Genomic DNA, 25,008 nt, shown 5'->3' with positions numbered 1-25,008 from the left:
GTAACCTATGAAAATCGCAATCATCAGCGCAATTCTGGCCGCAGGCGCCGTAATGCCCGCCTTTGCGGGCGACGTAGCTAAGGGCGAAACCGAATTTCGCAAATGCCGCGCCTGTCACATGATCAAGGACGATGCCGGCACCGATATTTTTAAGGGCGGCGCAACCGGCCCGAACCTGTTCAATATCGTGGGCAGCGGCATCGCTGGGGTCGAAGGTTTCCGGTTCAGCGACGGCCTGCTGGCCGCGCGCAAGGCGAATCCCGATTTCACATGGACGCAGGACGAATTGGCTGCCTATATGACCGACCCGAATGGCTGGGTTCAGGCCAAAACGGGTGATTCCAATGCGCGCACAAAAATGACGTTCCGCCTGAATTCGGGGCAGGCCGATCTGGCCGCCTATCTGGCCAGCGTGTCGCCGAAGGCGCAATAAACACCGTTATTTCCCTGCCCGCCGGCGTTCGGGCAGGGAAATTACATAAGATTGCATGTGATCCATTGCCGCACCGGCGGGGGTGGGCTAAAGCAAAAACAGGAACGCCGGTCTGCCAGACCGGACTTTGACGATATTTTGAGGGAGTTCGGGTATGGCAGACGCAGCCGCTCATGGCCACGGCGACCATCATGACACCCGCGGGTTCTTTACCCGCTGGTTCATGTCAACCAACCACAAAGACATCGGGATCCTGTATCTGTTCACCGCCGGTCTGGTTGGCCTGCTGTCGGTGATGTTCACCATCTATATGCGGATGGAGCTACAGCATCCCGGCGTGCAATATATGTGTATGGAAGGCTGGCGCCTGATCGCCGATCCGTCCAGCACCTGCACGCCGAACGGGCATCTGTGGAACGTGATGATTACCTATCACGGCGTTCTGATGATGTTCTTTGTCGTGATTCCGGCGCTGTTCGGTGGTTTCGGCAACTATTTCATGCCGCTGCAAATCGGCGCGCCGGATATGTCGTTCCCGCGCCTGAACAACCTGTCATATTGGATGTATGTGGCCGGTGTTGCGCTGGGCGTGGCGTCGCTGTTTGCGCCGGGTGGCAGCAACCAGTTGGGCTCGGGCGTGGGCTGGGTTCTGTATCCGCCGCTGTCCACCAACGAAGGCGGCTATTCCATGGATCTGGCGATTTTCGCCGTCCACGTTTCGGGTGCCTCGTCGATTCTGGGCGCCATTAACATCATCACCACCTTCCTGAACATGCGCGCGCCGGGGATGACCCTGTTCAAAGTGCCGCTGTTTGCGTGGTCGGTGTTCATCACCGCATGGCTGATCCTGCTGTCGCTGCCGGTTCTGGCGGGCGCCATCACCATGCTGCTGATGGATCGCAACTTTGGCACCTCGTTCTTCAGCCCGGCTGGCGGCGGTGACCCGATCCTGTATCAGCATATCCTGTGGTTCTTTGGCCACCCTGAGGTGTATATCATCATCCTGCCGGGTTTTGGCATCATCAGCCACGTCATCGCGACCTTTGCGAAAAAGCCGATCTTTGGTTACCTGCCGATGGTTCTGGCCATGGCCGCGATTGGTGTTCTGGGCTTTGTCGTCTGGGCGCACCACATGTATACCGTGGGTATGTCGCTGACCCAGCAGGCCTATTTCATGCTGGCCACCATGACCATCGCCGTGCCGACCGGCATTAAGGTGTTTTCGTGGATCGCGACCATGTGGGGCGGCTCGGTCGAGTTTAAAACCCCGATGCTGTGGGCCTTTGGCTTCCTGTTCCTGTTCACTGTGGGCGGCGTGACCGGTGTGGTTCTGTCGCAGGCGCCGCTGGACCGTGTGTATCACGACACTTATTACGTCGTGGCGCATTTCCACTATGTGATGTCTCTGGGTGCGGTCTTCGCGATCTTTGCCGGTATCTATTACTGGATGGGCAAGATGTCGGGCCGTCAGTATCCCGAATGGGCCGGTAAGCTGCATTTCTGGATGATGTTCATTGGTGCAAACCTGACCTTCTTCCCGCAGCACTTCTTGGGTCGTCAGGGGATGCCGCGCCGTTACATCGACTATCCGGTGGAATTCGCGTTCTGGAACAACATCAGTTCGCTGGGTGCTTACCTGTCCTTCGCGTCGTTCCTGTTCTTTATCGGGATCGTATTTTACACCCTGTTCGCCGGTCGCCGCGTGACCGAGGCGAATTACTGGAACGAATATGCCGACACGCTGGAATGGACCCTGCCGTCCCCGCCGCCGGAACATACGTTCGAACAGCTGCCGAAACGCGAAGACTGGGACCACAGCCATTCGCACTAAGGCCGACACATGCATTAAGGCCCCGGACCATCCGGGGCCTTTTTCTATGGGGGGATCATGCGGGGATTAACGCCCGAACCGATCGTCACGGATGTTGCCGAATCGCTGCGGTTTTATGACCGCCCGGAATGGGGCTTTGCCCGTCTGCGGATGGGTGGGGTGAACATGATTGAAGCAATCCATCGGGGGCGCAATGTCGATGCTACTCTGACCGAGGAGGATCACCCCTTTGGCCGCAGGATGAATCTGGAAATCAACGTCGAATCGGCCGCGCCTTTGCTGGATGCGTTGCACGCCGCCGGATGGCCGGTCGAAGACAAATGGTATCGCACCGGCGCGCAGGACACTGGCCAGCGGCATTTCGTCACTGCCGATTTCGACGGCTATTATCTGCGACTTTGCCCGAATTTAGGGGAACGCGATGCCGTTTGACTGGCAGGACAGCCCCGGCCGCGCGCAACTGACGGTGTGGCCGCATCGGTCGCTGCCCCGGCGCGGCTTTGTCTGGTTTATCGGCATCACCGCCGGGCTGCTGGCGCTGCCGATGCTGGCACTGGTTGGCACGCGGATCCTGTGGGGTCTGCTGCCCTTTGCCGTGTTAACCATTGCGGGGCTGTGGTTCGGGATCAGCCGCACCTATCGCAGCGGGCAGACCCACGAAGTTTTAACCATCACCCGCGACAGCTTGACCCTGACGCGACGCGATCCGGGGCGGCCTGCGCGGGAATGGCGGGCCAACCCCTATTGGGTCCGCGTGGCTGTTCGCCATGACGGGCCGGTTGACGAATACCTGACCCTGACCGATGGCAGGAAAGAAGTCGAACTGGCCGCATTCCTGACGCCCGACGAACGCCGCGCGCTGCACGATCAGCTGCAACGGCGGCTGTTCGATCTGCGTTAGGGCAGGTTAACCCTGACGCCCGCTTTCCAATGCGTCGATGCGCGCCTTCAATTCGGCGTTTTCGGTCCGCGCCTTGATCGCCATTTCGCGCACGGCTTCGAATTCTTCGCGGGTGACAAAATCGCGGTCGGCCAGCCAGCGGTCGATCCAGCCGTTCATGGCGGTTTCCGCCTCGGCCCGCGCGCCTTGGGCCACGCCCATGGCGTTGGTCATCAGCTTGGACATATCGTCGAAAAATTTGTTCTGGTTGGTCATCTGACGGCCTTTTGATGGTGGTTCGGCCCTATATGGGGCAGGCGGGCGCCGGGTTCAATGTTGACACGGCGCCGCGCGGGGGCCAAGCCTGCGCCAACAACCGCCCCGAGGCCCCATGATCCCTTTTCCCGATATCTCGCCCGAAATTTTCACGATCCAGATTGGCGGTTTGTCGCTGTCGCTGCGGTGGTATGCACTGGCCTATCTGGCGGGGCTGATTCTGGGTTGGCAGATCATGGCGCGGATGATGCAGCGCCCGGTGATCTGGGGCGGGGCGGCACCCACGACCCGCGACGGGGTGGGCGACCTGCTGACATGGGTGATTCTGGGCGTGGTTCTGGGCGGGCGTCTGGGATTCGTGCTGTTTTATGAACCGGGCTATTACCTGTCGAACCCCGGCCAGATCCTGCAAGTCTGGCAAGGCGGGATGAGCTTTCACGGCGGTTTCGCCGGCGTCATCATCGCGACATGGCTGTGGGCGCGGCAGAACGGGGCGGATGTGCTGCGGCTGGCCGATGCCATGGCCGTGGTCGCGCCGATCGGCATTTTCTTTGGCCGTATCGCGAATTTCATCAATGCCGAATTGTGGGGGCGGCCCACCGATTTGCCGTGGGGCGTGGTGTTTCCGGGCTATGCCGCGCAGGATTGCCCCGGCGTGATCGGTGCCTGCGCCCGCCATCCCAGCCAGCTTTACGAAGCAGGGCTGGAGGGGCTGGCCCTTGGGCTGATCCTGATGCTGCTGGTGCGGGCGGGCGGGCTGCGCCGTCCGGGGCTGGCCTTTGGTGTGTTTCTGGCCGGTTACGGGCTGGCGCGGATGTTTGTTGAACTGTTCCGCGTGGCCGATGCGCAATTCATCACGCCCGACAACCCGCTGGGCCATGTCATCGGCGGGCCGGTGATCGGGCTGACCATGGGGCAAGTGCTGTCGCTGCCGATGGTGATTGTCGGGCTGGCGCTGATATGGCGCGCGCGGTCGCGGCCCGCGCTGTGACCCCGCTGGCCGACCATATCGCCGCGCGCATCCGCGCCACCGGGCCGATGTCGCTGGCCGATTATATGGAGATTTGCCTGTTGCACCCGCAGCATGGCTATTACGCGACCCGCGATCCGTTCGGGGCGGCGGGCGATTTCACGACCGCGCCGGAAATTCACCAGATGTTTGGGGAATTGTGCGGGCTGGCCTTGGCGCAGGCATGGCTGGATCAGGGGGGACCCGCGCCCTTTACCTTGGCTGAACCGGGACCGGGGCGCGGCACCTTGATGGCCGATATGCGCCGCGCGATGCGGGTGGTGCCGGGCATGACCGGCGCCGCGCAGGTCACGCTGATCGAGGCGTCCCCCCATCTGCGCCGCCTGCAATGCGAGCTGTTGGGGGATGTGAAACACCTCGAATCCACTGAAGCTTTGCCTGACAGGCCGTTGTTTTTAGTCGCGAATGAGTTTTTTGACGCTCTGCCGATCCGCCAATATCAGCGCGACGAAAACGGCTGGCGCGAACGGATGGTCGGGCTGTCGGGGGACGCGCTGACGATGGGGCTTGGCCCCGTTGTGCCGCTGCCGCGTGACGGCCGGCCCGGCGACGTGGCCGAGGAATGTCCCGCCGCCCCCGCCATCATGACCGCGATTGCGTCGCGGATTGCGGCGCATGGCGGGGCGGCGATCATCGTTGATTACGGCGGTTGGAACGGGCGGGGCGACACGTTTCAGGCCCTGCGCAACCACGCGCCCGATGATCCGCTGGCCCATCCGGGGCAGGCCGATCTGACCGCGCATGTTGATTTTGCGCCGCTGGCCTTGGCCGCGATGCAGGCCGGGGCCGTGGTCAGCCGCCCCATTCATCAAGGCGACTGGCTGCGGTCGCTGGGGGCGGCGGAGCGCGCGCAACGTCTGGCGGATGCAGGCGATGCGGGGGCCATGGCCGCGCTGCACCGCTTGACCGATGGGGCAGAAATGGGTCACCTGTTCAAAGCACTGGCCATCTGGCCCCAAGGCGCCCCCCCCATCCCCGGATTCGAGGCTCTGACCTGATGCACACCACTCTGGAAATTCTGACCCACCTGCATTTGTCCGGCGTCCGGCACGGGTTTTTCACCCGCAAAGGCGGCGCGTCATCGGGGCTGTTTGCGGGGCTGAATTGCGGGCGCGGGTCCAGCGATCAGGCGTCGGCTGTCGCGGTGAACCGCGCGCGGGTGGCCGATGCCATGGGCGTGCCGGCCGACGGGCTGGCGACCGTGCATCAGGTCCATTCCGCGAATGTCGTGACCGTGACCGATGCCGACACCGCCGCGTCCCTGCGCGACATTCCCGCCGATGCACTGGTCACGGCGCGCCCCGGCGTGGCAATTGCGGTGCTGACCGCGGATTGCCAGCCGATCCTGTTTGCCGACTCGGCGGCGGGGGTGATTGGCGCGGCCCATGCCGGTTGGCGCGGCGCATTGGACGGCGTGATCGGCGCGACCGTGGCGGCGATGCAGAACTTGGGCGCGCGCGACATCCGCGCCGTCATCGGCCCGACCATCAGCCAAGCGGCCTATGAGGTCGGCGACGATTTCATGGACAATTTTCTGGTCGAAGACCCTGATTATGCGCGGTTCTTTTCCGGTGGCCCGAATGGCCGCCCGATGTTCGACCTGCCCGGATTCGGCCTGCACATGCTGCGTCAGGCGGGTGTCGATGCCGAATGGACGCGCCACTGCACCTATGCCGATGCCGACCGCTTTTTCAGCTATCGCCGCGCCACGCATCAGGGCGAGGCCGATTATGGCCGCCTGATATCCGCGATTTCCCTGGAGTGATTGGAGCGGGTGAAGGGAATCGAACCCTCGTCGTAAGCTTGGGAAGCTTCTGCTCTACCATTGAGCTACACCCGCGACGCCGTCCCTGTTACAATCTGGCAAATCCCGCGTCAAGTCAGATCAGCCCCATATCCGACAAAGCGGCGGCGACCTGCGGCGGCAAATTGGGTTCCGCCGCCCGCGATGTCGGCAGGTCCGGCGGCGCGTCGGCGGGCTTCAGGTAACGCCAGCCTTGGAACGGACGGCGCGGCACGGCGGCCACGGGAATCAGGTCGCGGTCCAGAATCAGCGCGCAGCGGCGGATGCCGTCATCGCCCACGACGTCGCGCAGGTCGATCAGGCGTTGCCGCGCCAGCATCACGCCTTTGAACACCCAATACATCGACCCACCGGCCAGCAATGCATCCTGTCGTTTCGGCCACATCCGCGTGATATGCACCGCCGGGCCGTCGCCAAATCGTTTCTGCCAATCCAGCAGATCGTCGGGGCCATCTGCGCCGACGCAAAGTTTCATCATGTGCAAAGATTCCGTCATGGCCGCAACATAGGTGCGCCCCCACGCGGCGGCAAGACGGCATAGAAAAGGCCGCGGCGGTTTCCCGGCGCGGCCCCCGTGTCATGTCGGACGATTACAGTTCGTCCAAAGCCTCGACGGCTTTTTCCAGTTCTTCTTTGGTCACTTGCTTTTCGGTGACTTTGGCACCGTCGGCGATGTGATCCACAACTTTGTCTTCGAACAGGGGCGCGCGCAGTTGCTGCTGAACCTGCGGGTTTTGCTGCACAAATTCAAAGAAGGCGCGTTCCTGACCCGGATATTGACGGGCGGCGCGGAACACGGCCTGCGTCATTTCCTGATCGGTGATGGTCACTTCGGCCTTTTGACCGATTTCGGCCAGCAGCAGGCCCAGACGCACGCGGCGTTCGGCCAGTTTTTTGTGTTCGTCGGTCGGTTCGATGGCGCCGTGGTTGTGGTCGTGAACCTCGGGGTTTTCTTCGTGCCACAGTTGGTGCGCGATCTGTTCCGCCTCGGCGTTGACCAGCGATTCGGGCAGGTCGAATTTCACCAATTCGTCCAGCTGATCCAGCAGCTTGCGTTTCATGATCGCGCGGGCGGCACCGGCATATTCGGCCTCGAGCCGTTCGGCGATTTGCTTTTTCAGCGCGTCCAGATCGTCAGCGCCGAATTTTTTTGCCAGTTCGTCGTCGATTTCGGCGGCTTTCGGTGCCTTGACGGCTTTCACCTTGCATTCAAACACGGCGTCTTTGCCGGCCAGATTCGGCGCGCCGTATTCGTCGGGGAATTTGACGTTGACGGTCACATCTTCGTCGGCTTTGGCGCCGACCAGTTGATCTTCGAAACCGGGGATAAAGCTGTTCGAGCCCAGAATCAGCGGATAATCCTCGGCTGCGCCGCCTTCAAACGCTTCGCCATCAACGAAACCTTTGAAATCAATCACGACCTGATCGCCGTCTTTGGCTTTGCTGCCTTTGCGGCGGTCTTCGAAGTTCTGGGCCGATTTCGCCAGATTTTCAAGGGCTTCGGTCACGGCGGCTTCTTCGGCCGGGACGGTCAGGCGTTCCAGTTCCACACCGGACAGGTCCACATCGGGGATCGTGGGCAGGGCTTCGTAGGTGACGTTCACGACAACGTCGTCACCTTCTTTCCATTTGTCGCCGTCCACCATTTCGATGGCGGGCTGCATCGCCGGACGATCGCCCGAGGTTTCCAGATGGTTGCGCAGCGCGGTGTCGATGGCGTCCTGCATCGCATCGCCCAGAACGCGCGGGCCGAATTGCTTTTTCAGCATCGCCATCGGGACTTTGCCCTTGCGGAAGCCCTTCAGTTCGACCTCGGGCTGGGCTTCTTTCAGTTTCGCCTCGACCGTGGCGGCCAGATCGGCGGCGGGCAGGGTGAACTGATAGCCGCGCTTCAGACCTTCGTTCTGGGTTTCCTTGACCTGCATCATCGTCCTCATAGCAAGAAGGGCCACCGGGGCGGCCTGAAAATTTCCGCGTTTCTAGTCCCCCCGCCGCCGCCTTGCAAGCAGATAAGCAAAGGGGGGCTTGCGATGTGTTTACATTTTGTTCTAATTTGCGCGCATGTCTGATGCGCTGCCCGATCTGCCTGCCATGCCCGGCCAACGGCTTGCCCGTGGGGTGGGGCGGCTGCTGCGGTCGATGGATCACGCGATTCTGCCCGAATTTACCCCCGTGCGGGGTTTGCGCGTGGATGTCATCAGCATCGGCCCGCGCGGCGACATCTGGATCGTGGAATGCAAAAGCAGTCGCGCCGATTTCGCGGCAGATCGCAAATGGCCGGGCTATCTGGACTGGTGCGACCGTTATTTCTGGGCGGTTGATGGCGATTTTCCGGCCGATCTGCTGCCCGACGATACCGGCCTGATTTTGGCTGATTCGTATGGCGCGGAATTGGCGCGCATGGCACCCGAACATCGTTTGCCGGGCGCGCGCCGCAGCAAGGTGCAGCGCGATTTTGCGCGTGCGGCGGCCCTGCGATTGCAGGGCCTGACCGATCCCGGCGCGTTTACCGGCGTTTATTAGAACCGCCGACCCCGCGCGCGGTTTCCGCAGCGGCCAGCAGTTCTTCGGCGATTTCGGCGGCCTCATCAGGATCGAAATCCAGCGGCAGATCAATGCCTTCGGCCTGCAGGTAAATGCGCACCATGCCCTGATCAGTCGGCCCGATCTGCAAATTGGCGGCAATATCGCTTTCGCTGTTGATACCCATGATATGTTCCTTTGTTTGTCGCGGAATTTTTACATTGTTTGCATTTTCGCAGCAAGGAGGGCTTGCAACCCGCGTGATGCAGCGTTAAACACGCGTCCTGTGCCGCCTTAGCTCAGTTGGTTAGAGCGCTAGATTGTGGATCTAGAGGTCCCCCGTTCAAGCCGGGGAGGCGGTACCATTCCCCCTTAAATCACAAATCTGCGTGATGTGGTCCGCGCGTTATGTGCTGCTTTGCGGCATGAAAAAGGGCGCCTCAGCGCCCTTCAACCCGACATTCCTGTGCGCGGCTGCGCATCCGGTCGCAGGCCAGTTGCGCATCCCCGCGCGACATCCGCACAAAGCTGGGTTCGAACCCGCGCCGCGTATCGGCAACATGGCGGCGCGCATTGCCCAACAGCGCCCCATCCTGCAAGGCCAGACTGACCAGCAGGCGATCCGCCTCGGCCCGGGTGGTATAGGTGCCCAGAACGATGCCCCAATTGCGGCCACTGTCGGCAGGGCGGCGCACGATTTCCAATTGCTGCGGATCGCCCAGATCGCCTTCGCCCATGGCCGCCAGAATGACGGTTTCCGAACGCGGTTGCGGCGGGGTGGACGCGACCAGCGACAGGCTGGCCGATTGCGGCGCGGGCGTGGCGGCGGGGGCCGCAGGCGCGGCGGCGGTCTGAACCGGCGCGGCGGAACCCGGACGCGACACCGGGCGCGCGCTGCGTTGCAGGACCGGCGCGGCGAGGCTGGCGGTCACGGCGGCATCAGACGCGGCAGGGGCCGGAGCCTCGGCCACAGCAGCCGGTTGCGGTGCGGGCTGACCCTGACCCGGGCGCGCGCGAGGCCGCATGCTGGAGGCCAGCCGCAGCGACGGCGCGGCAGCGGTTGCCGCCTGCGCAGGCGCAGCCGGTTGCGCGCCCGCCTGCAACAGGGCCTGAGTCAAACTGGGCGTCGGTTGCGCCGGGGCGGCGGTCCGCGTGGCGCGCGTGGGCGCGGCCGAGGTTTGCAGCACCATCTGTTGCGTTTGCGGCTGCGTTACGGCGGGGCTGGGTTCGACCGCAGCACGGCGCGTCACGGTTTGGGCCATCATCCGCGGACGCTGGGGGCGCACCTCGCGCACGCGGTCGGGCATCCGCTGAAAGCTGTTGTCCATCAGATCGGCGATCACCTGATTGCGATGCGCGGTCGAGGTGCCGCCAAACACCGTCGCAATCACGCGTTTATTCCCACGCTGCGCCGATGCGGTCAGGTTGAACCCCGCCGCGCGGGTGTAGCCGGTCTTGATCCCGTCCGCGCCCGCGTAATCATCCAGAAAACGGCGGTTGGTGGACGCGACCTGAGCCACGCCCGCATCCGCCGACCGGCGCGAGAACAGGTTATAATATTGCGGGAAATCATAGAACAGGTGACGGCCCAGAATGCTCATGTCATGGGCGGTTGAAAAATGGCCGCTTTGCGTCAGGCCGTGGGCGTTCTGAAACTGCGTATTGTTCATGCCCAAAGCGCGCGCCATTTGCGTCATTTGCTGGGCAAAGGCAGCCTCGGAACCCGCCAGACCTTCGCCAATGGCGGTCGCGGCGTCGTTCGCGGACCGGATCGCGGCGGCGCGGATCAGGTAACGCAGTTCAATCTGTTGCCCCGGACGCAGGCCCAGTTTCGACGGCGCTTCGTTCGCGGCCTTGGTCGAAACGGTGAATTTGGTATCCAGCCGGACGCGCCCGCTCTCGATCGCATGAAACGCCATATACAGCGTCATCATTTTGGTTAACGACGCCGGGTGCAGGCGCGTATCCGCGTTCTGGCGGTAAATCGGTTGCCCCGTGCGCGCATCCATCACATAGGCGGCGAAGGGCGCGGCCTGGACCTGCGCGGCCAAAAGCACAGGAATCACCACAAAGATGAGGCTGATAAGCCGGGCGGCTGTCAGGTATCTGGTCACTGTCTCGATCTTTCTGCCTGTCGCGGATGCGTCGTTTGTTGCACATCCATCGTTAATATTCCGATAATAGCACGGCTGTTTTTTTCGTGAAACCTTGGATTTGAACTATTTTGCGGGATCGGCACTTTTAACCGGGGCGGATTTGGCTATATACAGGGCGAACGCGCGCCCTCAAACCAGACCGTTTCCCATGACCCACCGGATGAGTGATCCCAACTTTCCCGATGACCAGCATGATCTGGCGGTCAAAACGCGTGCGAAACCGCAGCGTCCCCCCATGTATAAGGTGTTGATGCTGAACGACGATTTCACCCCGATGGAATTTGTCGTGCATGTGCTGGAACGGCTGTTCAGCATGACCCATGCCCAAGCCATCGAAATCATGCTGACCGTTCACCGCAAAGGCGTGGCGGTCGTCGGCGTTTTCTCGCATGAGGTGGCCGAAACCAAAGTTGCGCAGGTGATGGAGCTGGCCCGCCGTCAGCAACACCCGCTGCAATGCACCATGGAAAAAGAATAAACGTGGCACGACTGCATCTTGCTTTCCCCGACGGCGCGCCGGATGGGCGCGTTCTGGTTATTGGCGCGCGTGGGGGGGACGATTTGTCGCCGCTGGACCCGGCGCAGACGCTGATCCGGCAGGGGCATTTCCCCGATCATCGCGCGTTGACGGCGCAGGGCTGGCAGGTCGCGCCGCAGGTGGATGGCGCGTTTGACGTGGCACTGGTCCGTTTGCCGCGCGCCAAGGCGGCGGCGCGGGCGTGGATATACGACGCGGCGGCGCGGCTGGTGCCGGGCGGCGTGCTGTGGGTGGATGGCCAGAAAACCGATGGCGCCGATGCGGTTTTGCGCGAATTGCGCGGCTTGGGTGAGGTGGATCAGGTCCACAGCAAGGCGCATGGCAAGATTTTCAGGGCGGTTCTGCACGCCGTTCCCGCCGATTGGCAGGCCGCGCCGCGTCAGGTCGCGCCCGGCTTTGTGACGCGCCCCGGCGTGTTTTCGGCGGATGGGATCGACCCCGGTTCGGCCCTGCTGGCGGCGGCGCTGCCCGACAAATTGCCCACGCGGCTGGTCGATCTGGGCGCGGGCTGGGGCTGGTTGTCGGCCCAAGCCCTGACCCGAAAAGGGGTCGAGGTGATCCATCTGGTCGAGGCTGATCACGACGCCCTGGCATCCGCGCGTGAAAACGTCACCGATCCGCGGGCGCGGTTTCATTGGGCCGATGCGCGCGATTTTCGTCTGCCTGACCCGGTGAATGGCGTGATCATGAACCCGCCATTCCACGATGGCCGCGTGGCCGATTCGCGTCTGGGGGCGGATTTTATCGCCTCGGCCGCGCGGGTGCTGACGGGGGCGGGGCGGCTGTGGATGGTCGCGAACCGGCATCTGCCCTATGAAACCGTGCTGTCCGAACATTTCGCCCAAGTGACTGAAATCGGCGGCGATAATCGCTTCAAATTGTTCGAGGCGACGGGCGCAGGCCGCCCCCGCAAACCCCGGAGATGAGCCTGTCCGTCGCCGGTCGCGTCGCGATTGTGACGGGGGCGGGGCAGGGCGTCGGGCTGGCGATTGCGCGGCATCTGGCGGAACTGCGGATGCGCGTTGTGTTCGCCGACCCGAACGAAGCCGCGCTGAGCGCGGTGCGCGACGATTACGCCGGAACGGATGCGGATATTCGCATCTTTGCCGGGCGGATCACCGAGCATCTGGGCATGGCGAATCTGCTGTCGGTGACGCTGGATGCCTTTGATCGCGTTGATGTTTTGGTGAATGTGCAGGGCGATCTGCGCCCCTCGGACCCGTTGGATCCGGACTCTGGGGTTCTGGATGACCTGTTGCGGCAAAATGTCACGGCCCCGCTGCGGCTGTCGCAAATGGTGGCGCGGCGGATGATCGCGCAGGCGCATGACGGCGACGCGACGGGGGCGATTGTGACCGTCCTGACCCGAGCGGCGGGGCCGGCGATGCTGGCCGCGTCCATTGCCGGGGCGGCGCAGGAACAGGCGGTGCGGGGGCTGGCGCTGTCGCTGGCGCCGCACCGAATCCGCGTGAACGGCGTCCGCTATGCCAGCGTGATGTCCACGCGATTGCAGGCGCATCTGCGCGAACATCCGGGGCTGCGGGATCGGATCGTCGCTGGCACGCCGCTGGGCCGGATCGCCGCGCCCGACGAATTGGCCGATGCCGTGCATTATCTGGCCAGCGACGGCGCACGATTTGTCACGGGCCAGATCCTGACCATTGACGGCGGGCGCGGGCTGGGCGATCCAATAAACGAATTTCCCGCGCCGGATGGGCGGTAAATCAGCCCTGCGTTTCCGGGAAAGCCGCCTGACAGGCCGCAACCGCTGATTTCGCCTTTGCGGCCAAAGCCGCCTGCCGCGCCGCCAGATTGTCACGTTTGCGCTGCTCTGCCGCTGGGTCAATCGGCACCCGATAGCGTTCGGTTTCGGTATATTCGCGCCAGCACGGCACCAAAACCGGCTGCAACGTCCCATCCGCATCACGGCGCAGATCGCGACATTCGGTAAAGCGTTCGCGTGTGACTTCGCGCTCGGCCCACGCATAACCGCGCGCCAGATTGCCATCGACCTGCGCCAGCAGGCGGCTGACCGCGCGATATTCCCCGGTATTTTGGTTAATGCAGCGTTGCTGCGGCGTCCCGCAGGCGGCCAAGAGCGCGGGCAGGGCGATGACAGAAAGGGACAGATTGCGGCGCATGGCGACTCTCACTAAGTTTCAGGCAGGCTAACCGCCCAAAATAAAATTGCAAATCACGATGAGGGGACAGATGCAGGAACAGCGCGAAGAAGCCGCCGCATGGTTTCGCGAATTGCGCGACCAGATCACCGCCGCGTTCGAGGGGCTGGAGGATCGCGCCGCCAGCGACCGCCCCGCAGGCCGGTTCGAACTGACCCCGACCGAACGCGGCACGGATGGCGGCGGCGGTCTGATGTCGGTGATGCGCGGCGGGCGCGTGTTCGAAAAGGTCGGCGTCAATTGGTCGCAGGTCCATGGCGCCCTTGCCCCGCGCGCACAGGCCGCCATGGCCGCGCGCGGTGTGCCGGGTATGGCCGACGATCCGCGTTTCTGGGCCAGCGGAATCAGTCTGGTGGCGCATATGCAAAACCCGCACGCCCCCGCCGTTCATATGAACACGCGCATGTTCTGGACCCCCGGCGCATGGTGGTTTGGCGGCGGCGCGGACCTGAACCCCTGCATCGAATATGCGGGTGATACGGCGCATTTCCACGACACCCTGCGCGCGGCCTGCGCCCCGCATGGTGCGGATTATTACGACCGTTTTAAGGCATGGGCCGACGAATATTTCTTTATCCCGCATCGGGGCCGGGCGCGCGGTGTCGGTGGGATTTTCTATGACGACCTGAATACCGGCGATTGGGATGCCGATTTCGCCTTTACCCGTGATGTTGGGCGGGCCTTTCTGCCCGCGTTCTTGCCATTGGCCGAATCGCGCCATGTTCAGGCGTGGACGGACGCGGACAAAGACGCGCAACTGGTGCATCGCGGGCTGTATGCCGAATACAACCTTGTTTACGATCGCGGCACCAAATTCGGGTTAGAGACAGGCCACAACCCCGACGCGGTGTTAATGAGCCTGCCCCCATTGGCAAAATGGGTCTAGGCGCTGCGCACCGCCGCGATCATCGCCGCCACATTTTCGGGGTCCGCGTCCGGCGTGATCCCGTGGCCGAGGTTAAAAATATGCGGCCCGCCCCGTAAGACGCGGGTGATCCGCTGCGCCTCGGCCACCAGATCGGGGCCGCCGGTGACCATATGATGCGGGGCCATATTGCCCTGCACGCAGCCATCGGGCTGCACATGCTGCGCCACCCATTCGGCGCTGACCGAATTATCGGTCGCGACGCAATCCGCCCCGGTCGCGCGCGCAAACCCGATATAGCGGTCGCCCGCCTCACGCGGAAAGGCGATGACGGGGGTGTTCGGGTGCCGCGCCTTCAACGCGGCGATGATTTTGCGCGCGGGTTCGATGGCGAAATCGTCGAAATCCTGACCGCGCAGGCTGCCGGCCCAGCTGTCGAACAGTTTCACCACCTCGGCCCCGGCGTCGATTTGTGCGGACAGGTACAGGATCGTGGCATCGGTGATGCGGTCAATCAGCGCGGTAAAGGCCGCGCGGTCGGCATCCTTCATCGCATGGGCGGGGCCTTGATCCTTGGTTCCGCGACCGGCAACCATATAGGTGGCCACCGTCCACGGCGCGCCCGCAAAGCCGATCAGCGCGGTTTCGCGCGGCAACTCGCGCGCCAAAATACGCACGGTTTCGTAAACCGGGGCCAGCCGGTCATGAATGGCATCGGCGGGTTTCAGCGCCGCCACCTGATCGGCGTTTGTGATGGTTGACAGCCGCGGACCTTCGCCAGTCACAAACCACAAATCCGCCCCAAGCGCCTGAGGAACCAGCAAAATATCCGCAAACAAAATCGCTGCGTCAAAGCCGAAGCGGCGGATCGGTTGCAGTGTCACCTCGGCCGCCAGATCGGGGTTGTAGCACAGCGACAGGAAATCCCCGGCCTGCGCGCGGGTCGCGCGATATTCGGGCAGATAACGCCCCGCCTGCCGCATCATCCAGATCGGCGGGGTGTGCAAGGTTTCACCGGCAAGCGCGCGCAGAAGAAGTTTGGTCATATTGCCTCCGTTTGCCCCATCAAGGCGAGGGGGCGGGCGTTGTCAAGTCGCGCGCGGCGCAGTAAGTCAGGGATATGATGACGTTGCCTGACCCCACCCGCCCGCTGAAAATTGGAACCCGCGGTTCTGCGCTTGCGCTTGCGCAGGCGCATGAGACCCGCGACCGCCTGATGGCGGCGCATGATCTGCCCGCCGATGCGTTCCAGATTGTTGTGATCAAAACCACGGGCGACCGGATTCTGGATCGTCCTTTGTCGGAGATCGGCGGTAAGGGTCTGTTTACACGCGAAATCGAAGACGCGTTGCTGAATGGGGACATCGACATCGCGGTGCATTCGATGAAGGACATGCCGACGATCCAGCCGGATGGTTTGGTGATCGACTGCCTGTTGCCGCGCGAAGATGTGCGCGACGCCTTTGTCAGCCCGCATGTCGCCAGCATCGACGACCTGCCCGCCGGATCGCTGGTCGGGTCGTCCAGCCTGCGTCGCCGGGCGCAACTGGCGCATTATCGCCCCGATTTGCAACTGGTCGAATTTCGCGGCAATGTCCAAACCCGCCTGAAAAAGCTGGATGACGGCGTGGCGGTTGCGACGTTTTTGGCTATGGCGGGGCTGTCGCGGCTGAACATGCTGCATATCGTGCGCAGCGCGATTTCCACCGATCATATGCTGCCCGCTGTGGCGCAGGGCGCGATTGGGATTGAACGGCGCGCGGCGGATGACGATGTCGCTGGGCTTTTGTCCCCGATTCACCATGTCGAAACCGGTCACCGGGTCGCTGCGGAACGCGCCTTTCTGCTGCGTCTGGACGGGTCGTGCCAGACCCCGATCGCCGGGCTGGCCGAGATAAACGGCGACCGCCTGACCCTGCGGGGTGAGATTCTGGCCCCTGATGGATCGCAGGCCTTTAACGGCCAGCGTTCGGGCGCTGTTACCGAAGGCGCGCAGATGGGCGCCGATTTGGCGGCAGAGTTGTTGCATCGCGCCGGTCCGGGGTTCTTGGCAGGGCATTGATCACGGCGTCCGCAGTTTAGTAACTGCGGATCAGCCCGACCAAACGGCCCTGAATTTTGATCGCATCTTCGGGCAGCAGGCGCGTTTCATAGGCGGGGTTTGCGGCCTCAAGCGCGATCATGGCGCCACGGCGGCGATAGCGTTTCAGCGTCGCTTCGTGGCCATCAACCAGTGCCACGATGATGTCGCCATTGGTGGCGCTGTCCTGTTCGCGGATCACGACGACATCGCCATCATTGATCCCGGCTTCGATCATCGAATCGCCTTTGACTTCAAGGGCATAGTGATGTTCGCGCCCCGACAGCATCGTGCCGGGAACAGCGACATGGTGCGACACCTCGGAAATCGCTTCAATGGGGACTCCTGCGGCGATTCGGCCCATCAGGGGCAGGCTGACCGCCTGTGAATCGGTGACGGTCAGGGCGCTGCGGGGGCGGTCGGGGCGGCTGCTGACCAGTTTAGGGGTGGGGACCACATCACCCGTTTGGGTGTCCGTCGCCAGATGGGCCAATGCGTCGGGCAGGCGCACCACCTCTAACGCGCGGGCGCGGTGAGGCAGACGGCGGATAAAGCCCCGTTCTTCTAACGCGGTGACAAGCCGGTGGATGCCGGATTTTGACCGCAGATCAAGCGCGTCTTTCATTTCGTCAAAGGACGGAGGCACGCCGTCGCGCGCCATGCGTTTCTGAATAAATTCCAGCAATTCGATCTGTTTTTTGGTCAGCATCAGAACCCCCTGCTATGTTCCATCAATGTTCTAAGCGATCAAACGAATCGCGTCAATCAATAGAACAAAACATGATGAATCGAAGGTTAATATCCGCTCAGCGTCGCAAAATTACTGAACCGCCCCCGTCACTGCGTGCGGGGGTGGTTTTTTTATTTTAGATCAATGCCCTGCGACAGAAACATCCAGAATCGCACGGGTGGCGGCTGTCACGTCGTCCTGTCGCATCAGGCTTTCGCCGATCAGGAAACGACGCGCGCCGACCTGCATCATCGCGGCCAGATCGTCGGGGGTGAACAGCCCGCTTTCGCACACCACGTCACGATCGGCGGGGATGCGCGGCGCAAGGTCGCGCGTCACATCAAGAGTCACCTCGAACGTCTTGAGATTGCGGTTATTTATCCCAATCATCGGTGATTTCAGGCGCAGCGCGCGGTCCAGTTCGGTGGCGTCGTGAACCTCGATCAGGGCGTCCATGCCCCAATGGGTCGCCGCGTCTTCAAGCTCGGCTGCCAGGGTGTCATCGACAGAGGCCATGATGATCAGGATGCAATCGGCGCCCCAGGCGCGCGCCTCGGCCACCTGATAAGTGTCATAAAGGAAATCTTTGCGCAGCGCGGGCAGGCTACAGGCGTCGCGCGCGGCGGTCAGAAATTCGGGCGCGCCCTGAAAGCTGGGGCCGTCGGTCAGCACCGATAAACAGGCCGCGCCACCGTCCTGATAGGCGCGCGCCAAGGCGGGCGGGTTGAAATCAGCACGGATCAAGCCCTTGGACGGGCTGGCCTTTTTGATTTCAGCGATCAGCGCGGGGCCATGTGCCGCCCGTTCCGTCAGCGCGCGGGCAAAGCCGCGCGGGGCGGATGCGGCGCGGGCCTGCGCCTCGACCTGAGACAGGGGGCGGGCGGCCTTGGCGGCGGCGATTTCGTCCAGCTTATAGGCGCGAATTTTATCCAGAATATCCATAATCAAACCTTAATCGTGGCCGGGCGGCGGCGAAAGGGGCGATCCCACCCAATCAATCGGCGCGTGGCCCTGTGTTGTTAACCATTCATTGACGCGGCCAAAGGGGCGGCTGCCGAAAAACCCCCGTCGCGCGGACAGGGGCGAGGGATGCGCCGTGGCGATGACCAAATCCTGCGGGCGGGGCAGGCCCGACAGCGCCTTTTGCGCGTGATTGCCCCACAAAACGAACGCCAGCGGGCCATGCGTTTGGGCGCGGGCGACGGCCTGACGCGCCAGCCGGTCCCAGCCCCAACCGGCATGAATCCCGGCCTGACCGGGCAGAACCGACAGCGCGGTGTTCAGCAACAGCACCCCCTGCGCCGCCCAATGGGACAGGTCGCCGTATTCCGGCGCATGTCCAACATCATCGCGTAATTCCTTGAAGATATTGACCAAAGATCGCGGCGGCTGGGTTTTCCGCGTCACCGAAAAAGCCAGCCCGTTGGCGTGACCCGGCGTCGGATAGGGGTCTTGGCCCAGCAGCACGACCCGCACCTGATCGGGGGCCACGGCGTCCAGTGCGGCGAACAGGCGGTCAGGACCGGGCAGAAAATCCCCCCCCGCCAGCCGGTCGCGGATCGCGGGCCAGTCATCGCGGAAAAAGGGCAGATCGGCCCAAGGCGCGGGGGGGATCATGCCTCGGGCGGGCCGGTGACTTCGGCCAAGGCGGCCAGCTTCGCGCGCGCGGCCCCGCTGTCGATGGATTGGGCGGCCAGCTCGGCCCCATCGGGCAGATTGTCCACGCGCCCCGCGACCAGCAACGCCGCCGCCGCGTTCGGCAACACCGCATCGCGATAGGCCCCGCCCTGACCCTGCAACAGCGCGCGAAACGCGGCGGCGTTATGGGCGGGATCGCCGCCGATGATGGATTCGAACGGGTGCGTCGGCAGGCCCGCATCGGCGGGCGTGATGGTGAATTCGGTGATCTGCCCATCCTGCAACGCGGCCACAGAGGTTTCGCCCGCAATGCTGATTTCGTCGGTGCCGTCGCTGCCATGGACCAGCCACGCGGCGTCTGACCCCAGATCGCGCAGCACCTGCGCCATTGGGCCGATCCAATCCGCGCTGAACGCGCCGGTCAACTGACGCCGGACGGATGCCGGATTTGTCAGCGGACCCAACAGGTTAAAGACCGTCCGCGTTCCCAGTTCCGCGCGCGGCGGGCCGACATGGCGCATGGCGGGGTGGTGCATCGGGGCCATCATAAAGCAAATCCCGGCGCTGCGGATGGCGTCCTGCGCGGCGGCAGGGCCGGCCATCACGTTAATGCCCATCTGCCCCAAGGCATCCGCCGCGCCCGATTTCGACGACAGGTTGCGGTTGCCGTGCTTGGCGACCGGCACGCCCGCGCCTGCGACCACAAAGGCGGTCGCCGTGGAAATGTTCAGCGTGCCTTTGCCGTCGCCGCCGGTGCCGACAATATCCATGGCGCCATCGGGGGCGGTGATGCGGTTCATCCGCGCGCGCATCGCCCGCGCGGCGGCGGCGATTTCGCCCACGGTTTCGCCCCGCACCCGCAACGCCATCAGCAACCCGCCGATCTGCGCCGGAGTCGCCGCGCCGTCGAACAGGGCGGAAAAGGCGGCTTCGGCCTCGGGTCCGGTCAGGGGGCGGGTGGCGGCGATGCCGATCAGGGGGCGAATGTCGGTCATGCGACGGCCTTTCGCGGGGTGCAGCGGTCCAGGAAATTGCGGATCATGTCATGGCCATGTTCGGACGCAATGGATTCGGGGTGGAATTGCACGCCCTCGATCGGCAGGTCACGGTGGATCAGGCCCATGATCGTGCCGTCATCGGATGTCGCCGTGACGCGCAGACAGGCGGGCAGGGTTTCGGGTTCCACCGTCAGCGAATGATACCGCGTGGCCCGCATCGGGTTGGGCAGGCCGGTGAACACGCCGGTGCCGTCATGGTCGATATTGTCCACTTTGCCATGCAAAATGCGGTTTGCGCGCACGATCCGCCCGCCAAAGGCCTGCCCGATGGATTGATGCCCCAGACAGACCCCGAACAGAGGCAAACCGCGTTCAGCCGCCGCCGCGATCAGGTCCAGACAGATGCCCGCCTGATCGGGGTCGCACGGCCCCGGCGATAGAACGATGCCGTCCGGGTTCAGATCAAGCGCCTGTGCCACGGTGATCTGATCGTTGCGGCGAACGGTCACATCCGCCCCCGCCTCGCCCATATAATGCACAAGGTTCCAGGTAAAACTGTCGTAGTTATCAATCAGAAGGATCGAGGCCATTCATTAGCTCAAGTTTTAGGGGAATGGTTTCCCCCGGAAAATCCATAGGCTATAGATGTGCTGAACCACGCGGCGGGGTCAAGCCCGCCCAAACCGAAAGGTGACGCAACAATGGCAGGCCGGTTTTTTATCGGATTGTGTCACGGCACGTTGTTGGGCGTGCTGGCTCTGGCTGCGTTATCGCTGGCGGTGCCGGTTGTGGTGCCGGATTCGGCTGTGGCTGAGGCCGAGGCAGGCGCGGCTGTGGTGCCTGCCGCTGAGCCAGCCCCGGAAAGCGCAGTTGTGGTTAATGCTGAGCCTGCCGACAACGCTGCGGCGGCCCCTGTGGTTGATGTCACGGACGACAGCGCAGCGTTGCCCGACGTTGCGCCGACGCCGAACGACGACGCGCCCGTCACTGCGGTTGCGACGACCGACAGCGCCGTTCAGCCCGATCCAACCCCAACCCCAACCCCGCCGACGGATACCGACCCGCAACCGCCTGTGCCGGTCGCAGTTGATGATGTGACGCTGCCGGTTGGGTCTGAATTCGGTCGCGGCGGAGATTTTGCGCCGATCACGCCCGACGCGTCGGAAACCGCACTGGACCGCGATACCGCCGCGCCCTTGCCGCAGGTGGCGGGGGCGGGCGCGCCGCCGGATATTCTGGCCGATCCTGTGGCTCCGCCCGCAATTCTGTCCGGGCCAAGCCGTGTTGATCCGGCTCTGGTCGGGGATGGGGATGTGGTTGCCGCGCCTTCGGTCGGGGATGTGGCGCGGCCCCACACGCCCGCTTTGCCCGCAGCCTTGCCCAGCCGCGATGCCGCGCCGAACCAGACGGCGGAACGATCCACGCGGCCCGCGGGCGCGTCACAGGCCGCGCCGGATTTGCGGCTGCCCGCGCTCAATCTGGGTCGCGATTAACCTTCATGCGCCGAAAACACCACGCAGCATCCGCCCCGGCTTTTTTTGCCGCCCGGCCCTTCGCCATGTGGGCCACAGGGTTGTCGCGCGCGGCGCGTCGTCCTAAGACAGCGTGCAAGATAAAATAAAGGGGCGGCGCATCATGTCGAATCTGCGCAGAACGGGCAAGTCAACGATTGTGTGGATCCTGATGGGTCTGATGGTCGTGGGTTTGGGCGGTTTCGGGATCACCAGCTTTTCCGGCGGCTCGTCCGGGGTGGGGGCGGTTGGCGACACGAAAATCACCGCCGATCAATACGCCCGCGCGCTGCAAAGTCAGATGAACGCCCTGTCGCAGCAGACCGGCCGCCATATTTCCGCGACCGAGGCGCAGCAGATCGGCCTGACCCAGCAGGTGCAGGCGCAATTGTTCACCGCCGCATCGCTGGCCGAACAGGCGCGCCTGATGGGCGTGTCGGTGGGCGATCAGCATGTCGCCAATGTCATCGCCAGTATTCCCGGATTTCAAGGGATTACGGGTCAGTTCAGCCGCGCCGCCTATGACGATTTTCTGCGCCGCGAACGCATGTCGGCCAATGAGTTAGAGGAAACCGTGCGCGTGGATGAATCGCGGATGCTGTTGCAGCGCGCGATTGCCGGGGGCGTGGTGGCGCCGCAGGCCATGGTCAATCAAACGACCGGCTGGGTTCTGGAAACCCGCGACATCAGCTGGCGCGAATTGGTGGAATCGGACCTGCCCGCCGCGATTGCCGAACCGGACGAAGCGACCTTGCAGGCATGGCACAGCGCCAATGCCGCCCGCTTTACCGCGCCGGAAATCCGCCGCATCAGCTATGTCTGGGTGACGCCCGCAATGCTGGCCCCGACCGTTGATCTGGATGAGGCGTCGCTGCGTCAGACCTATGACGCGCATCTGGCCGAATTTCAGCAACCCGAACGCCGTCTGGTCAGCCGTCTGGTGTTCCCGTCCGAACCCGAGGCAACCGCCGCCAAGGCTCAGATCGACGCGAACGAAGCGCCGTTTGAATTTTTCGTGCTGCAACGCGGGCTGACGCTGGACGCGATCGACATGGGCGAGGTGACGCAGGCGTCGCTGGGTGCCGCCGGTGACGCGGTGTTCGCGCTGCAACAACCGGGTGTGGTTGGGCCGGTGCAGACCGATCTTGGCCCCGCGCTGTTTGCGGTGAACGCGATTCTGGATCCGGTCGATGTCAGCTTTGATCAGGCCCGCGACAGCCTGCGGGCCGAAGCGGCACTGGACCGCGCCGCCCGCGTGATCCGCGACCGGATGCTTGATCTGGAAGACCGTCTGGCGGGTGGTGACACGCTGGAACAAATCGCGGCGGATACGGAAATGGAGCTGGGCCAGATCGACTGGTCGGAAACCACCCCCGCCGCCGAAGGCAGCATTGCCGGGTATCAGGCGTTCCGCGACCGCGCCGCAGCGATCAGCGTGAATGACTTCCCCGAACTGTTGACGCTGGCCGATGGTGGGCTGTTCGCCCTGCGTCTGGACGAGGTGGTTCCGCCCGCTCTGATTCCGTTTGACGATGTGCGCGCGGATGTGCTGGCCGATTGGCGGGCGGGCGAACTGCACCGTCAATTGCTGAAACTGGGCGCCGATCAGCAGGTGGCCGCGCTTGCCGAAACGACTGCGCCGCTGAACGGGGCCGCGCCCGAAGCTGACCCCGCGCCGGAATGGACCGTCGAAACCGGCCTGACCCGCGACAGTTGGATGGCCGCGCTGCCCGCGCAGGCTTTGGAACAGGCGTTTACCCTGTCCGAACCGGGTGAGGTGGAACTGGTCGATGCGGGCGACCGGGTGTTTCTGGTCCGTCTGGATCAGACCCATGCCGCCGATCTGACCGGCGATGACGCGCAGCGGATTCAGTCGGTTGTGGCGGGCCGTCTGGGTCAGTCCTTGCAGGCCGATGTGTTTGAATTCTATGCCCGTTCTATTCAGCGCGGCACCCGGATCGAGGTGAACCAGTCCGCCATCAACGCGATCAATGCGCAGGTTTATTGATGCAGCTTTCGCCTGATTTTGCTGATTTTCAGCGCGAATGGGATGCGGGCCGGAACCAGCTGGTGACGACCCGCCTTGCCGCCGATCTGGACACGCCGGTCAGCCTGATGCTGAAACTGGCCGAAGCCGCCCCGCAGAGCTTTGTTCTGGAATCCGTCACCGGGGGCGAGGTGCGCGGGCGTTATTCCGTGGTGGGGATGAAGCCTGACCTGATCTGGCAATGCCATGATGGCCGCGCCCGGATCAATCGCAACGCGCGGTTTTCGCAGGATTTTCAGGATGATGACCGTCACCCGCTGGACAGCCTGCGGGCGCTGATTTCGGAAACGCGGATCGACACGATGCCGGAAGGCGTGCCGCCGGTGGCGGCGGGGCTGTTTGGTTATCTGGGCTATGACATGATCCGGCTGGTCGAACATCTGCCCGATGTGAATCCCGACCCGCTGCACTTGCCCGATGCGATCCTGATGCGCCCGTCCGTCGTCGCCGTTCTGGACGGGGTGAAGGGCGAAGTCACCCTCTGCGCCCCCGCCTGGCATGACGGCGGCGATGCGCGCGCGGCCTATGCCCGTGCGGCGGAACGGGTGATGGACGCGCTGCGGTCGCTGGACCGGCAACCGTCCGAACCCCGCGCCTTGGGTCAGGATGCGCGGATCGGCGAACCGGTGTCGAACTTCACCAAACCCGATTATCTGGCCGCCGTTGAACGCGCCAAGGATTACATCCGCGCCGGGGACATCTTTCAGGTGGTGCCGTCGCAACGCTGGCGGATGGATTTCCCGCTGCCGCCCTTTGCGCTGTATCGCAGCCTGCGCCGCACGAATCCGTCGCCCTTTATGTTTTTCCTGAATATGGGCGATTTTCAGATTGCGGGGGCCAGCCCGGAAATTCTGGTGCGTCTGCGCGACAATCAGGTCACCATCCGCCCCATTGCCGGCACCCGCCACCGTGGCGCGGACGAGGCCGAGGATCGCGCGCTCGAAGCCGATCTGCTGGGCGATCATAAGGAACTGGCCGAACATCTGATGCTGCTGGATCTGGGCCGCAATGATGTGGGTCGCGTGGCGCGTCCCGGCACGGTGCGCCCGACCGAACAATTCGTCATCGAACGCTACAGCCATGTGATGCATATTGTGTCGAATGTGGTGGGCGAATTGCGCGATGATCAGGATGCGTTGTCGGCGCTGCTGGCGGGGCTGCCTGCGGGAACGGTCAGCGGCGCGCCCAAGGTGCGGGCCATGGAAATCATCGACGAACTGGAACCCGAAAAGCGCGGCGTTTACGGCGGCGGGGTCGGCTATTTCGCGGCCAATGGCGAAATGGATATGTGCATCGCCCTGCGCACCGGCGTGATTAAGGATGGCGCGCTGTATATTCAGGCGGGCGGCGGCGTTGTTTACGACAGCGACCCCGAGGCTGAGTTTATGGAAACCGTCAACAAAAGCCGCGCCCTGCAACGCGCGGCCGAGGGCGCGGCCCGGTTTGTTCGCGGGAACGGATAAAAAATGGCGGCCGGGTGGCCGCCAT

The 25,008-nt window shown here is 63.6% G+C and carries 28 protein-coding genes and 2 tRNA genes; 17 read left to right on the top strand and 13 right to left on the bottom strand.

Translation table 11 applies throughout. The annotated features are described in order from the left end of the window. Nucleotides 1–7: 7 nt before the first annotated feature. From Q4G20_RS01340 to Q4G20_RS01325, 4 genes are all read left to right on the top strand, one after another. Nucleotides 8–433, top strand: a complete 426-nt coding sequence (locus Q4G20_RS01340; RefSeq protein WP_303341334.1) for a cytochrome c family protein — start codon at nt 8–10, stop codon at nt 431–433. 154 nt (nt 434–587) lie between these two features. Further along, the gene (locus Q4G20_RS01335) at nt 588–2,264 is read left to right on the top strand and encodes a cytochrome c oxidase subunit 1 (protein ID WP_303341332.1); all 1,677 of its coding nucleotides are present in this window, start codon (nt 588–590) and stop codon (nt 2,262–2,264) included. Between the two features lie 57 nt (nt 2,265–2,321). After that, nucleotides 2,322–2,696 carry a VOC family protein gene (locus Q4G20_RS01330; protein ID WP_303341330.1) on the top strand — a complete coding sequence of 125 codons (375 nt, stop codon included), beginning with the start codon at nt 2,322–2,324 and terminating at the stop codon, nt 2,694–2,696. Then, the gene (locus Q4G20_RS01325; protein ID WP_303341328.1) at nt 2,686–3,165 is read left to right on the top strand and encodes a DUF2244 domain-containing protein; all 480 of its coding nucleotides are present in this window, start codon (nt 2,686–2,688) and stop codon (nt 3,163–3,165) included. Before Q4G20_RS01330 ends, Q4G20_RS01325 begins: the two co-directional genes overlap by 11 nt. Nucleotides 3,166–3,171: 6 nt before the next feature. On the opposite strand, the gene Q4G20_RS01320 is transcribed toward Q4G20_RS01325, so the two are convergent. After that, a complete protein-coding gene (locus tag Q4G20_RS01320) occupies nt 3,172–3,420 on the bottom strand; it encodes an accessory factor UbiK family protein (protein ID WP_303341325.1) in 249 nt (82 codons plus the stop codon). 115 nt (nt 3,421–3,535) lie between these two features. On the opposite strand from Q4G20_RS01320, the gene lgt reads away from it, so the two are divergent. From lgt to pgeF, 3 genes are read left to right on the top strand one after another with little or no spacing between them, the layout of a single operon-like run. Next, on the top strand, nt 3,536–4,411 hold the full coding sequence (gene lgt / locus Q4G20_RS01315) for a prolipoprotein diacylglyceryl transferase (RefSeq protein WP_303341323.1): 876 nt from the start codon (nt 3,536–3,538) through the stop codon (nt 4,409–4,411). Next, entirely contained in the window at nt 4,408–5,448 is a 1,041-nt protein-coding gene (locus Q4G20_RS01310; RefSeq protein ID WP_303341438.1) for a class I SAM-dependent methyltransferase, read from the top strand. The genes lgt and Q4G20_RS01310 overlap by 4 nt, the downstream gene beginning before the upstream one ends. Next, on the top strand, nt 5,448–6,215 hold the full coding sequence (pgeF, locus tag Q4G20_RS01305; protein ID WP_303341321.1) for a peptidoglycan editing factor PgeF: 768 nt from the start codon (nt 5,448–5,450) through the stop codon (nt 6,213–6,215). Before Q4G20_RS01310 ends, pgeF begins: the two co-directional genes overlap by 1 nt. 1 nt (nt 6,216) lies before the next feature. Here pgeF and Q4G20_RS01300 read toward each other — a convergent pair. The 3 genes from Q4G20_RS01300 to tig form a co-directional block, all read right to left on the bottom strand. Then, nucleotides 6,217–6,290: transfer RNA gene (locus Q4G20_RS01300), tRNA-Gly, on the bottom strand. A gap of 40 nt (nt 6,291–6,330) precedes the next feature. Beyond that, nucleotides 6,331–6,750, bottom strand: a complete 420-nt coding sequence (locus Q4G20_RS01295; protein WP_303341319.1) for a DUF1489 family protein — start codon at nt 6,748–6,750, stop codon at nt 6,331–6,333. 94 nt (nt 6,751–6,844) lie between these two features. Next, nucleotides 6,845–8,179 (bottom strand): trigger factor, encoded by a 1,335-nt coding sequence (gene tig / locus Q4G20_RS01290; protein ID WP_303341436.1) that lies wholly within the window; start codon nt 8,177–8,179, stop codon nt 6,845–6,847. A gap of 136 nt (nt 8,180–8,315) precedes the next feature. Here tig and Q4G20_RS01285 point away from each other — a divergent pair, with 136 nt between their 5' ends. Next, nucleotides 8,316–8,777: an MmcB family DNA repair protein gene (locus Q4G20_RS01285; RefSeq protein ID WP_303341317.1), complete on the top strand. Its 462-nt coding sequence runs from the start codon at nt 8,316–8,318 to the stop codon at nt 8,775–8,777. Here Q4G20_RS01285 and Q4G20_RS01280 read toward each other — a convergent pair. Beyond that, the gene (locus Q4G20_RS01280; RefSeq protein ID WP_303341315.1) at nt 8,761–8,964 is read right to left on the bottom strand and encodes a DUF6324 family protein; all 204 of its coding nucleotides are present in this window, start codon (nt 8,962–8,964) and stop codon (nt 8,761–8,763) included. The genes Q4G20_RS01285 and Q4G20_RS01280 overlap by 17 nt on opposite strands. 101 nt (nt 8,965–9,065) lie before the next feature. On the opposite strand from Q4G20_RS01280, the gene Q4G20_RS01275 reads away from it, so the two are divergent. After that, nucleotides 9,066–9,142 (top strand) — tRNA-His (locus tag Q4G20_RS01275). 75 nt (nt 9,143–9,217) lie between these two features. Here Q4G20_RS01275 and Q4G20_RS01270 read toward each other — a convergent pair. Beyond that, complete coding sequence (locus tag Q4G20_RS01270) at nt 9,218–10,891, bottom strand: D-alanyl-D-alanine carboxypeptidase family protein (RefSeq protein WP_303341314.1); 1,674 nt, start codon at nt 10,889–10,891, stop codon at nt 9,218–9,220. A gap of 190 nt (nt 10,892–11,081) precedes the next feature. Between Q4G20_RS01270 and clpS the strand changes: the two genes are divergently transcribed. From clpS to Q4G20_RS01255, 3 genes are read left to right on the top strand one after another with little or no spacing between them, the layout of a single operon-like run. Next, a complete protein-coding gene (gene clpS / locus Q4G20_RS01265) occupies nt 11,082–11,411 on the top strand; it encodes an ATP-dependent Clp protease adapter ClpS (RefSeq protein ID WP_303341312.1) in 330 nt (109 codons plus the stop codon). A 2-nt stretch (nt 11,412–11,413) separates the two neighbouring features. Then, nucleotides 11,414–12,397, top strand: a complete 984-nt coding sequence (locus Q4G20_RS01260; RefSeq protein ID WP_368660769.1) for a methyltransferase — start codon at nt 11,414–11,416, stop codon at nt 12,395–12,397. Continuing rightward, complete coding sequence (locus Q4G20_RS01255; RefSeq protein WP_303341310.1) at nt 12,394–13,194, top strand: SDR family NAD(P)-dependent oxidoreductase; 801 nt, start codon at nt 12,394–12,396, stop codon at nt 13,192–13,194. Before Q4G20_RS01260 ends, Q4G20_RS01255 begins: the two co-directional genes overlap by 4 nt. Before the next feature lies 1 nt (nt 13,195). Here Q4G20_RS01255 and Q4G20_RS01250 read toward each other — a convergent pair whose 3' ends face one another. Then, nucleotides 13,196–13,612: a hypothetical protein gene (locus Q4G20_RS01250; protein ID WP_303341308.1), complete on the bottom strand. Its 417-nt coding sequence runs from the start codon at nt 13,610–13,612 to the stop codon at nt 13,196–13,198. Nucleotides 13,613–13,670: 58 nt separating this feature from the next. Here Q4G20_RS01250 and hemF point away from each other — a divergent pair, with 58 nt between their 5' ends. Next, complete coding sequence (gene hemF, locus Q4G20_RS01245; RefSeq protein ID WP_303341306.1) at nt 13,671–14,537, top strand: oxygen-dependent coproporphyrinogen oxidase; 867 nt, start codon at nt 13,671–13,673, stop codon at nt 14,535–14,537. Here the strand turns inward: hemF and hemE are convergent. Continuing rightward, a complete protein-coding gene (gene hemE, locus Q4G20_RS01240) occupies nt 14,534–15,562 on the bottom strand; it encodes a uroporphyrinogen decarboxylase (RefSeq protein WP_303341304.1) in 1,029 nt (342 codons plus the stop codon). The genes hemF and hemE overlap by 4 nt on opposite strands. Nucleotides 15,563–15,639: 77 nt before the next feature. On the opposite strand from hemE, the gene hemC reads away from it, so the two are divergent. Next, nucleotides 15,640–16,578: a hydroxymethylbilane synthase gene (gene hemC / locus Q4G20_RS01235; protein ID WP_303341302.1), complete on the top strand. Its 939-nt coding sequence runs from the start codon at nt 15,640–15,642 to the stop codon at nt 16,576–16,578. A 16-nt stretch (nt 16,579–16,594) separates the two neighbouring features. Here the strand turns inward: hemC and lexA are convergent, their stop codons facing one another. The 5 genes from lexA to Q4G20_RS01210 all read right to left on the bottom strand — a co-directional run bounded on the left by lexA (nt 16,595) and on the right by Q4G20_RS01210 (nt 20,552). After that, nucleotides 16,595–17,305 (bottom strand): transcriptional repressor LexA, encoded by a 711-nt coding sequence (lexA, locus tag Q4G20_RS01230; protein WP_303341300.1) that lies wholly within the window; start codon nt 17,303–17,305, stop codon nt 16,595–16,597. Between the two features lie 162 nt (nt 17,306–17,467). Further along, a complete protein-coding gene (gene trpC, locus Q4G20_RS01225; RefSeq protein WP_303341299.1) occupies nt 17,468–18,268 on the bottom strand; it encodes an indole-3-glycerol phosphate synthase TrpC in 801 nt (266 codons plus the stop codon). Between the two features lie 9 nt (nt 18,269–18,277). Further along, a complete protein-coding gene (locus Q4G20_RS01220) occupies nt 18,278–18,943 on the bottom strand; it encodes a uracil-DNA glycosylase (RefSeq protein WP_303341298.1) in 666 nt (221 codons plus the stop codon). After that, nucleotides 18,940–19,959: an anthranilate phosphoribosyltransferase gene (gene trpD, locus Q4G20_RS01215; protein WP_303341297.1), complete on the bottom strand. Its 1,020-nt coding sequence runs from the start codon at nt 19,957–19,959 to the stop codon at nt 18,940–18,942. Before trpD ends, Q4G20_RS01220 begins: the two co-directional genes overlap by 4 nt. Then, a complete protein-coding gene (locus Q4G20_RS01210) occupies nt 19,956–20,552 on the bottom strand; it encodes an aminodeoxychorismate/anthranilate synthase component II (protein ID WP_303341295.1) in 597 nt (198 codons plus the stop codon). Before Q4G20_RS01210 ends, trpD begins: the two co-directional genes overlap by 4 nt. Before the next feature lie 111 nt (nt 20,553–20,663). On the opposite strand from Q4G20_RS01210, the gene Q4G20_RS01205 reads away from it, so the two are divergent. The 3 genes from Q4G20_RS01205 to trpE all read left to right on the top strand — a co-directional run bounded on the left by Q4G20_RS01205 (nt 20,664) and on the right by trpE (nt 24,983). Then, nucleotides 20,664–21,455, top strand: coding sequence for a hypothetical protein (locus Q4G20_RS01205; RefSeq protein ID WP_303341293.1), 792 nt, complete (start codon nt 20,664–20,666; stop codon nt 21,453–21,455). A 142-nt stretch (nt 21,456–21,597) separates the two neighbouring features. Beyond that, nucleotides 21,598–23,481, top strand: a complete 1,884-nt coding sequence (locus Q4G20_RS01200; protein ID WP_303341291.1) for a SurA N-terminal domain-containing protein — start codon at nt 21,598–21,600, stop codon at nt 23,479–23,481. Next, a complete protein-coding gene (gene trpE / locus Q4G20_RS01195; protein WP_303341289.1) occupies nt 23,481–24,983 on the top strand; it encodes an anthranilate synthase component I in 1,503 nt (500 codons plus the stop codon). Before Q4G20_RS01200 ends, trpE begins: the two co-directional genes overlap by 1 nt. The last annotated feature ends 25 nt before the right edge of the window (nt 24,984–25,008 follow it).

Source organism: Paracoccus sp. (in: a-proteobacteria), from assembly GCF_030538495.1.
Taxonomy (GTDB): Bacteria; Pseudomonadota; Alphaproteobacteria; order Rhodobacterales; family Rhodobacteraceae; genus Paracoccus.
This window is presented reverse-complemented; position numbering and strand designations above follow the sequence as displayed.

What these genes read in the sequence shown, in the direction of transcription:
- Q4G20_RS01255 (WP_303341310.1), top strand. Translation starts at nt 12,394, where the DNA reads ATGAGCCTGTCCGTCGCCGGTCGCGTCGCGATTGTGACGGGGGCGGGG.
- lexA (WP_303341300.1), bottom strand. Translation starts at nt 17,305, where the DNA reads ATGCTGACCAAAAAACAGATCGAATTGCTGGAATTTATTCAGAAACGC.
- tig (WP_303341436.1), bottom strand. Translation starts at nt 8,179, where the DNA reads ATGCAGGTCAAGGAAACCCAGAACGAAGGTCTGAAGCGCGGCTATCAG.
- hemE (WP_303341304.1), bottom strand. Translation starts at nt 15,562, where the DNA reads ATGACCAAACTTCTTCTGCGCGCGCTTGCCGGTGAAACCTTGCACACC.
- Q4G20_RS01340 (WP_303341334.1), top strand. Translation starts at nt 8, where the DNA reads ATGAAAATCGCAATCATCAGCGCAATTCTGGCCGCAGGCGCCGTAATG.
- Q4G20_RS01220 (WP_303341298.1), bottom strand. Translation starts at nt 18,943, where the DNA reads ATGATCCCCCCCGCGCCTTGGGCCGATCTGCCCTTTTTCCGCGATGAC.
- hemF (WP_303341306.1), top strand. Translation starts at nt 13,671, where the DNA reads ATGAGGGGACAGATGCAGGAACAGCGCGAAGAAGCCGCCGCATGGTTT.
- Q4G20_RS01205 (WP_303341293.1), top strand. Translation starts at nt 20,664, where the DNA reads ATGGCAGGCCGGTTTTTTATCGGATTGTGTCACGGCACGTTGTTGGGC.
- trpC (WP_303341299.1), bottom strand. Translation starts at nt 18,268, where the DNA reads ATGGATATTCTGGATAAAATTCGCGCCTATAAGCTGGACGAAATCGCC.
- Q4G20_RS01200 (WP_303341291.1), top strand. Translation starts at nt 21,598, where the DNA reads ATGTCGAATCTGCGCAGAACGGGCAAGTCAACGATTGTGTGGATCCTG.
- trpD (WP_303341297.1), bottom strand. Translation starts at nt 19,959, where the DNA reads ATGACCGACATTCGCCCCCTGATCGGCATCGCCGCCACCCGCCCCCTG.
- Q4G20_RS01250 (WP_303341308.1), bottom strand. Translation starts at nt 13,612, where the DNA reads ATGCGCCGCAATCTGTCCCTTTCTGTCATCGCCCTGCCCGCGCTCTTG.
- Q4G20_RS01335 (WP_303341332.1), top strand. Translation starts at nt 588, where the DNA reads ATGGCAGACGCAGCCGCTCATGGCCACGGCGACCATCATGACACCCGC.
- trpE (WP_303341289.1), top strand. Translation starts at nt 23,481, where the DNA reads ATGCAGCTTTCGCCTGATTTTGCTGATTTTCAGCGCGAATGGGATGCG.
- hemC (WP_303341302.1), top strand. Translation starts at nt 15,640, where the DNA reads ATGACGTTGCCTGACCCCACCCGCCCGCTGAAAATTGGAACCCGCGGT.
- Q4G20_RS01210 (WP_303341295.1), bottom strand. Translation starts at nt 20,552, where the DNA reads ATGGCCTCGATCCTTCTGATTGATAACTACGACAGTTTTACCTGGAAC.
- Q4G20_RS01320 (WP_303341325.1), bottom strand. Translation starts at nt 3,420, where the DNA reads ATGACCAACCAGAACAAATTTTTCGACGATATGTCCAAGCTGATGACC.
- Q4G20_RS01325 (WP_303341328.1), top strand. Translation starts at nt 2,686, where the DNA reads ATGCCGTTTGACTGGCAGGACAGCCCCGGCCGCGCGCAACTGACGGTG.
- Q4G20_RS01295 (WP_303341319.1), bottom strand. Translation starts at nt 6,750, where the DNA reads ATGACGGAATCTTTGCACATGATGAAACTTTGCGTCGGCGCAGATGGC.
- Q4G20_RS01280 (WP_303341315.1), bottom strand. Translation starts at nt 8,964, where the DNA reads ATGGGTATCAACAGCGAAAGCGATATTGCCGCCAATTTGCAGATCGGG.
- lgt (WP_303341323.1), top strand. Translation starts at nt 3,536, where the DNA reads ATGATCCCTTTTCCCGATATCTCGCCCGAAATTTTCACGATCCAGATT.
- pgeF (WP_303341321.1), top strand. Translation starts at nt 5,448, where the DNA reads ATGCACACCACTCTGGAAATTCTGACCCACCTGCATTTGTCCGGCGTC.
- clpS (WP_303341312.1), top strand. Translation starts at nt 11,082, where the DNA reads ATGACCCACCGGATGAGTGATCCCAACTTTCCCGATGACCAGCATGAT.
- Q4G20_RS01330 (WP_303341330.1), top strand. Translation starts at nt 2,322, where the DNA reads ATGCGGGGATTAACGCCCGAACCGATCGTCACGGATGTTGCCGAATCG.
- Q4G20_RS01285 (WP_303341317.1), top strand. Translation starts at nt 8,316, where the DNA reads ATGTCTGATGCGCTGCCCGATCTGCCTGCCATGCCCGGCCAACGGCTT.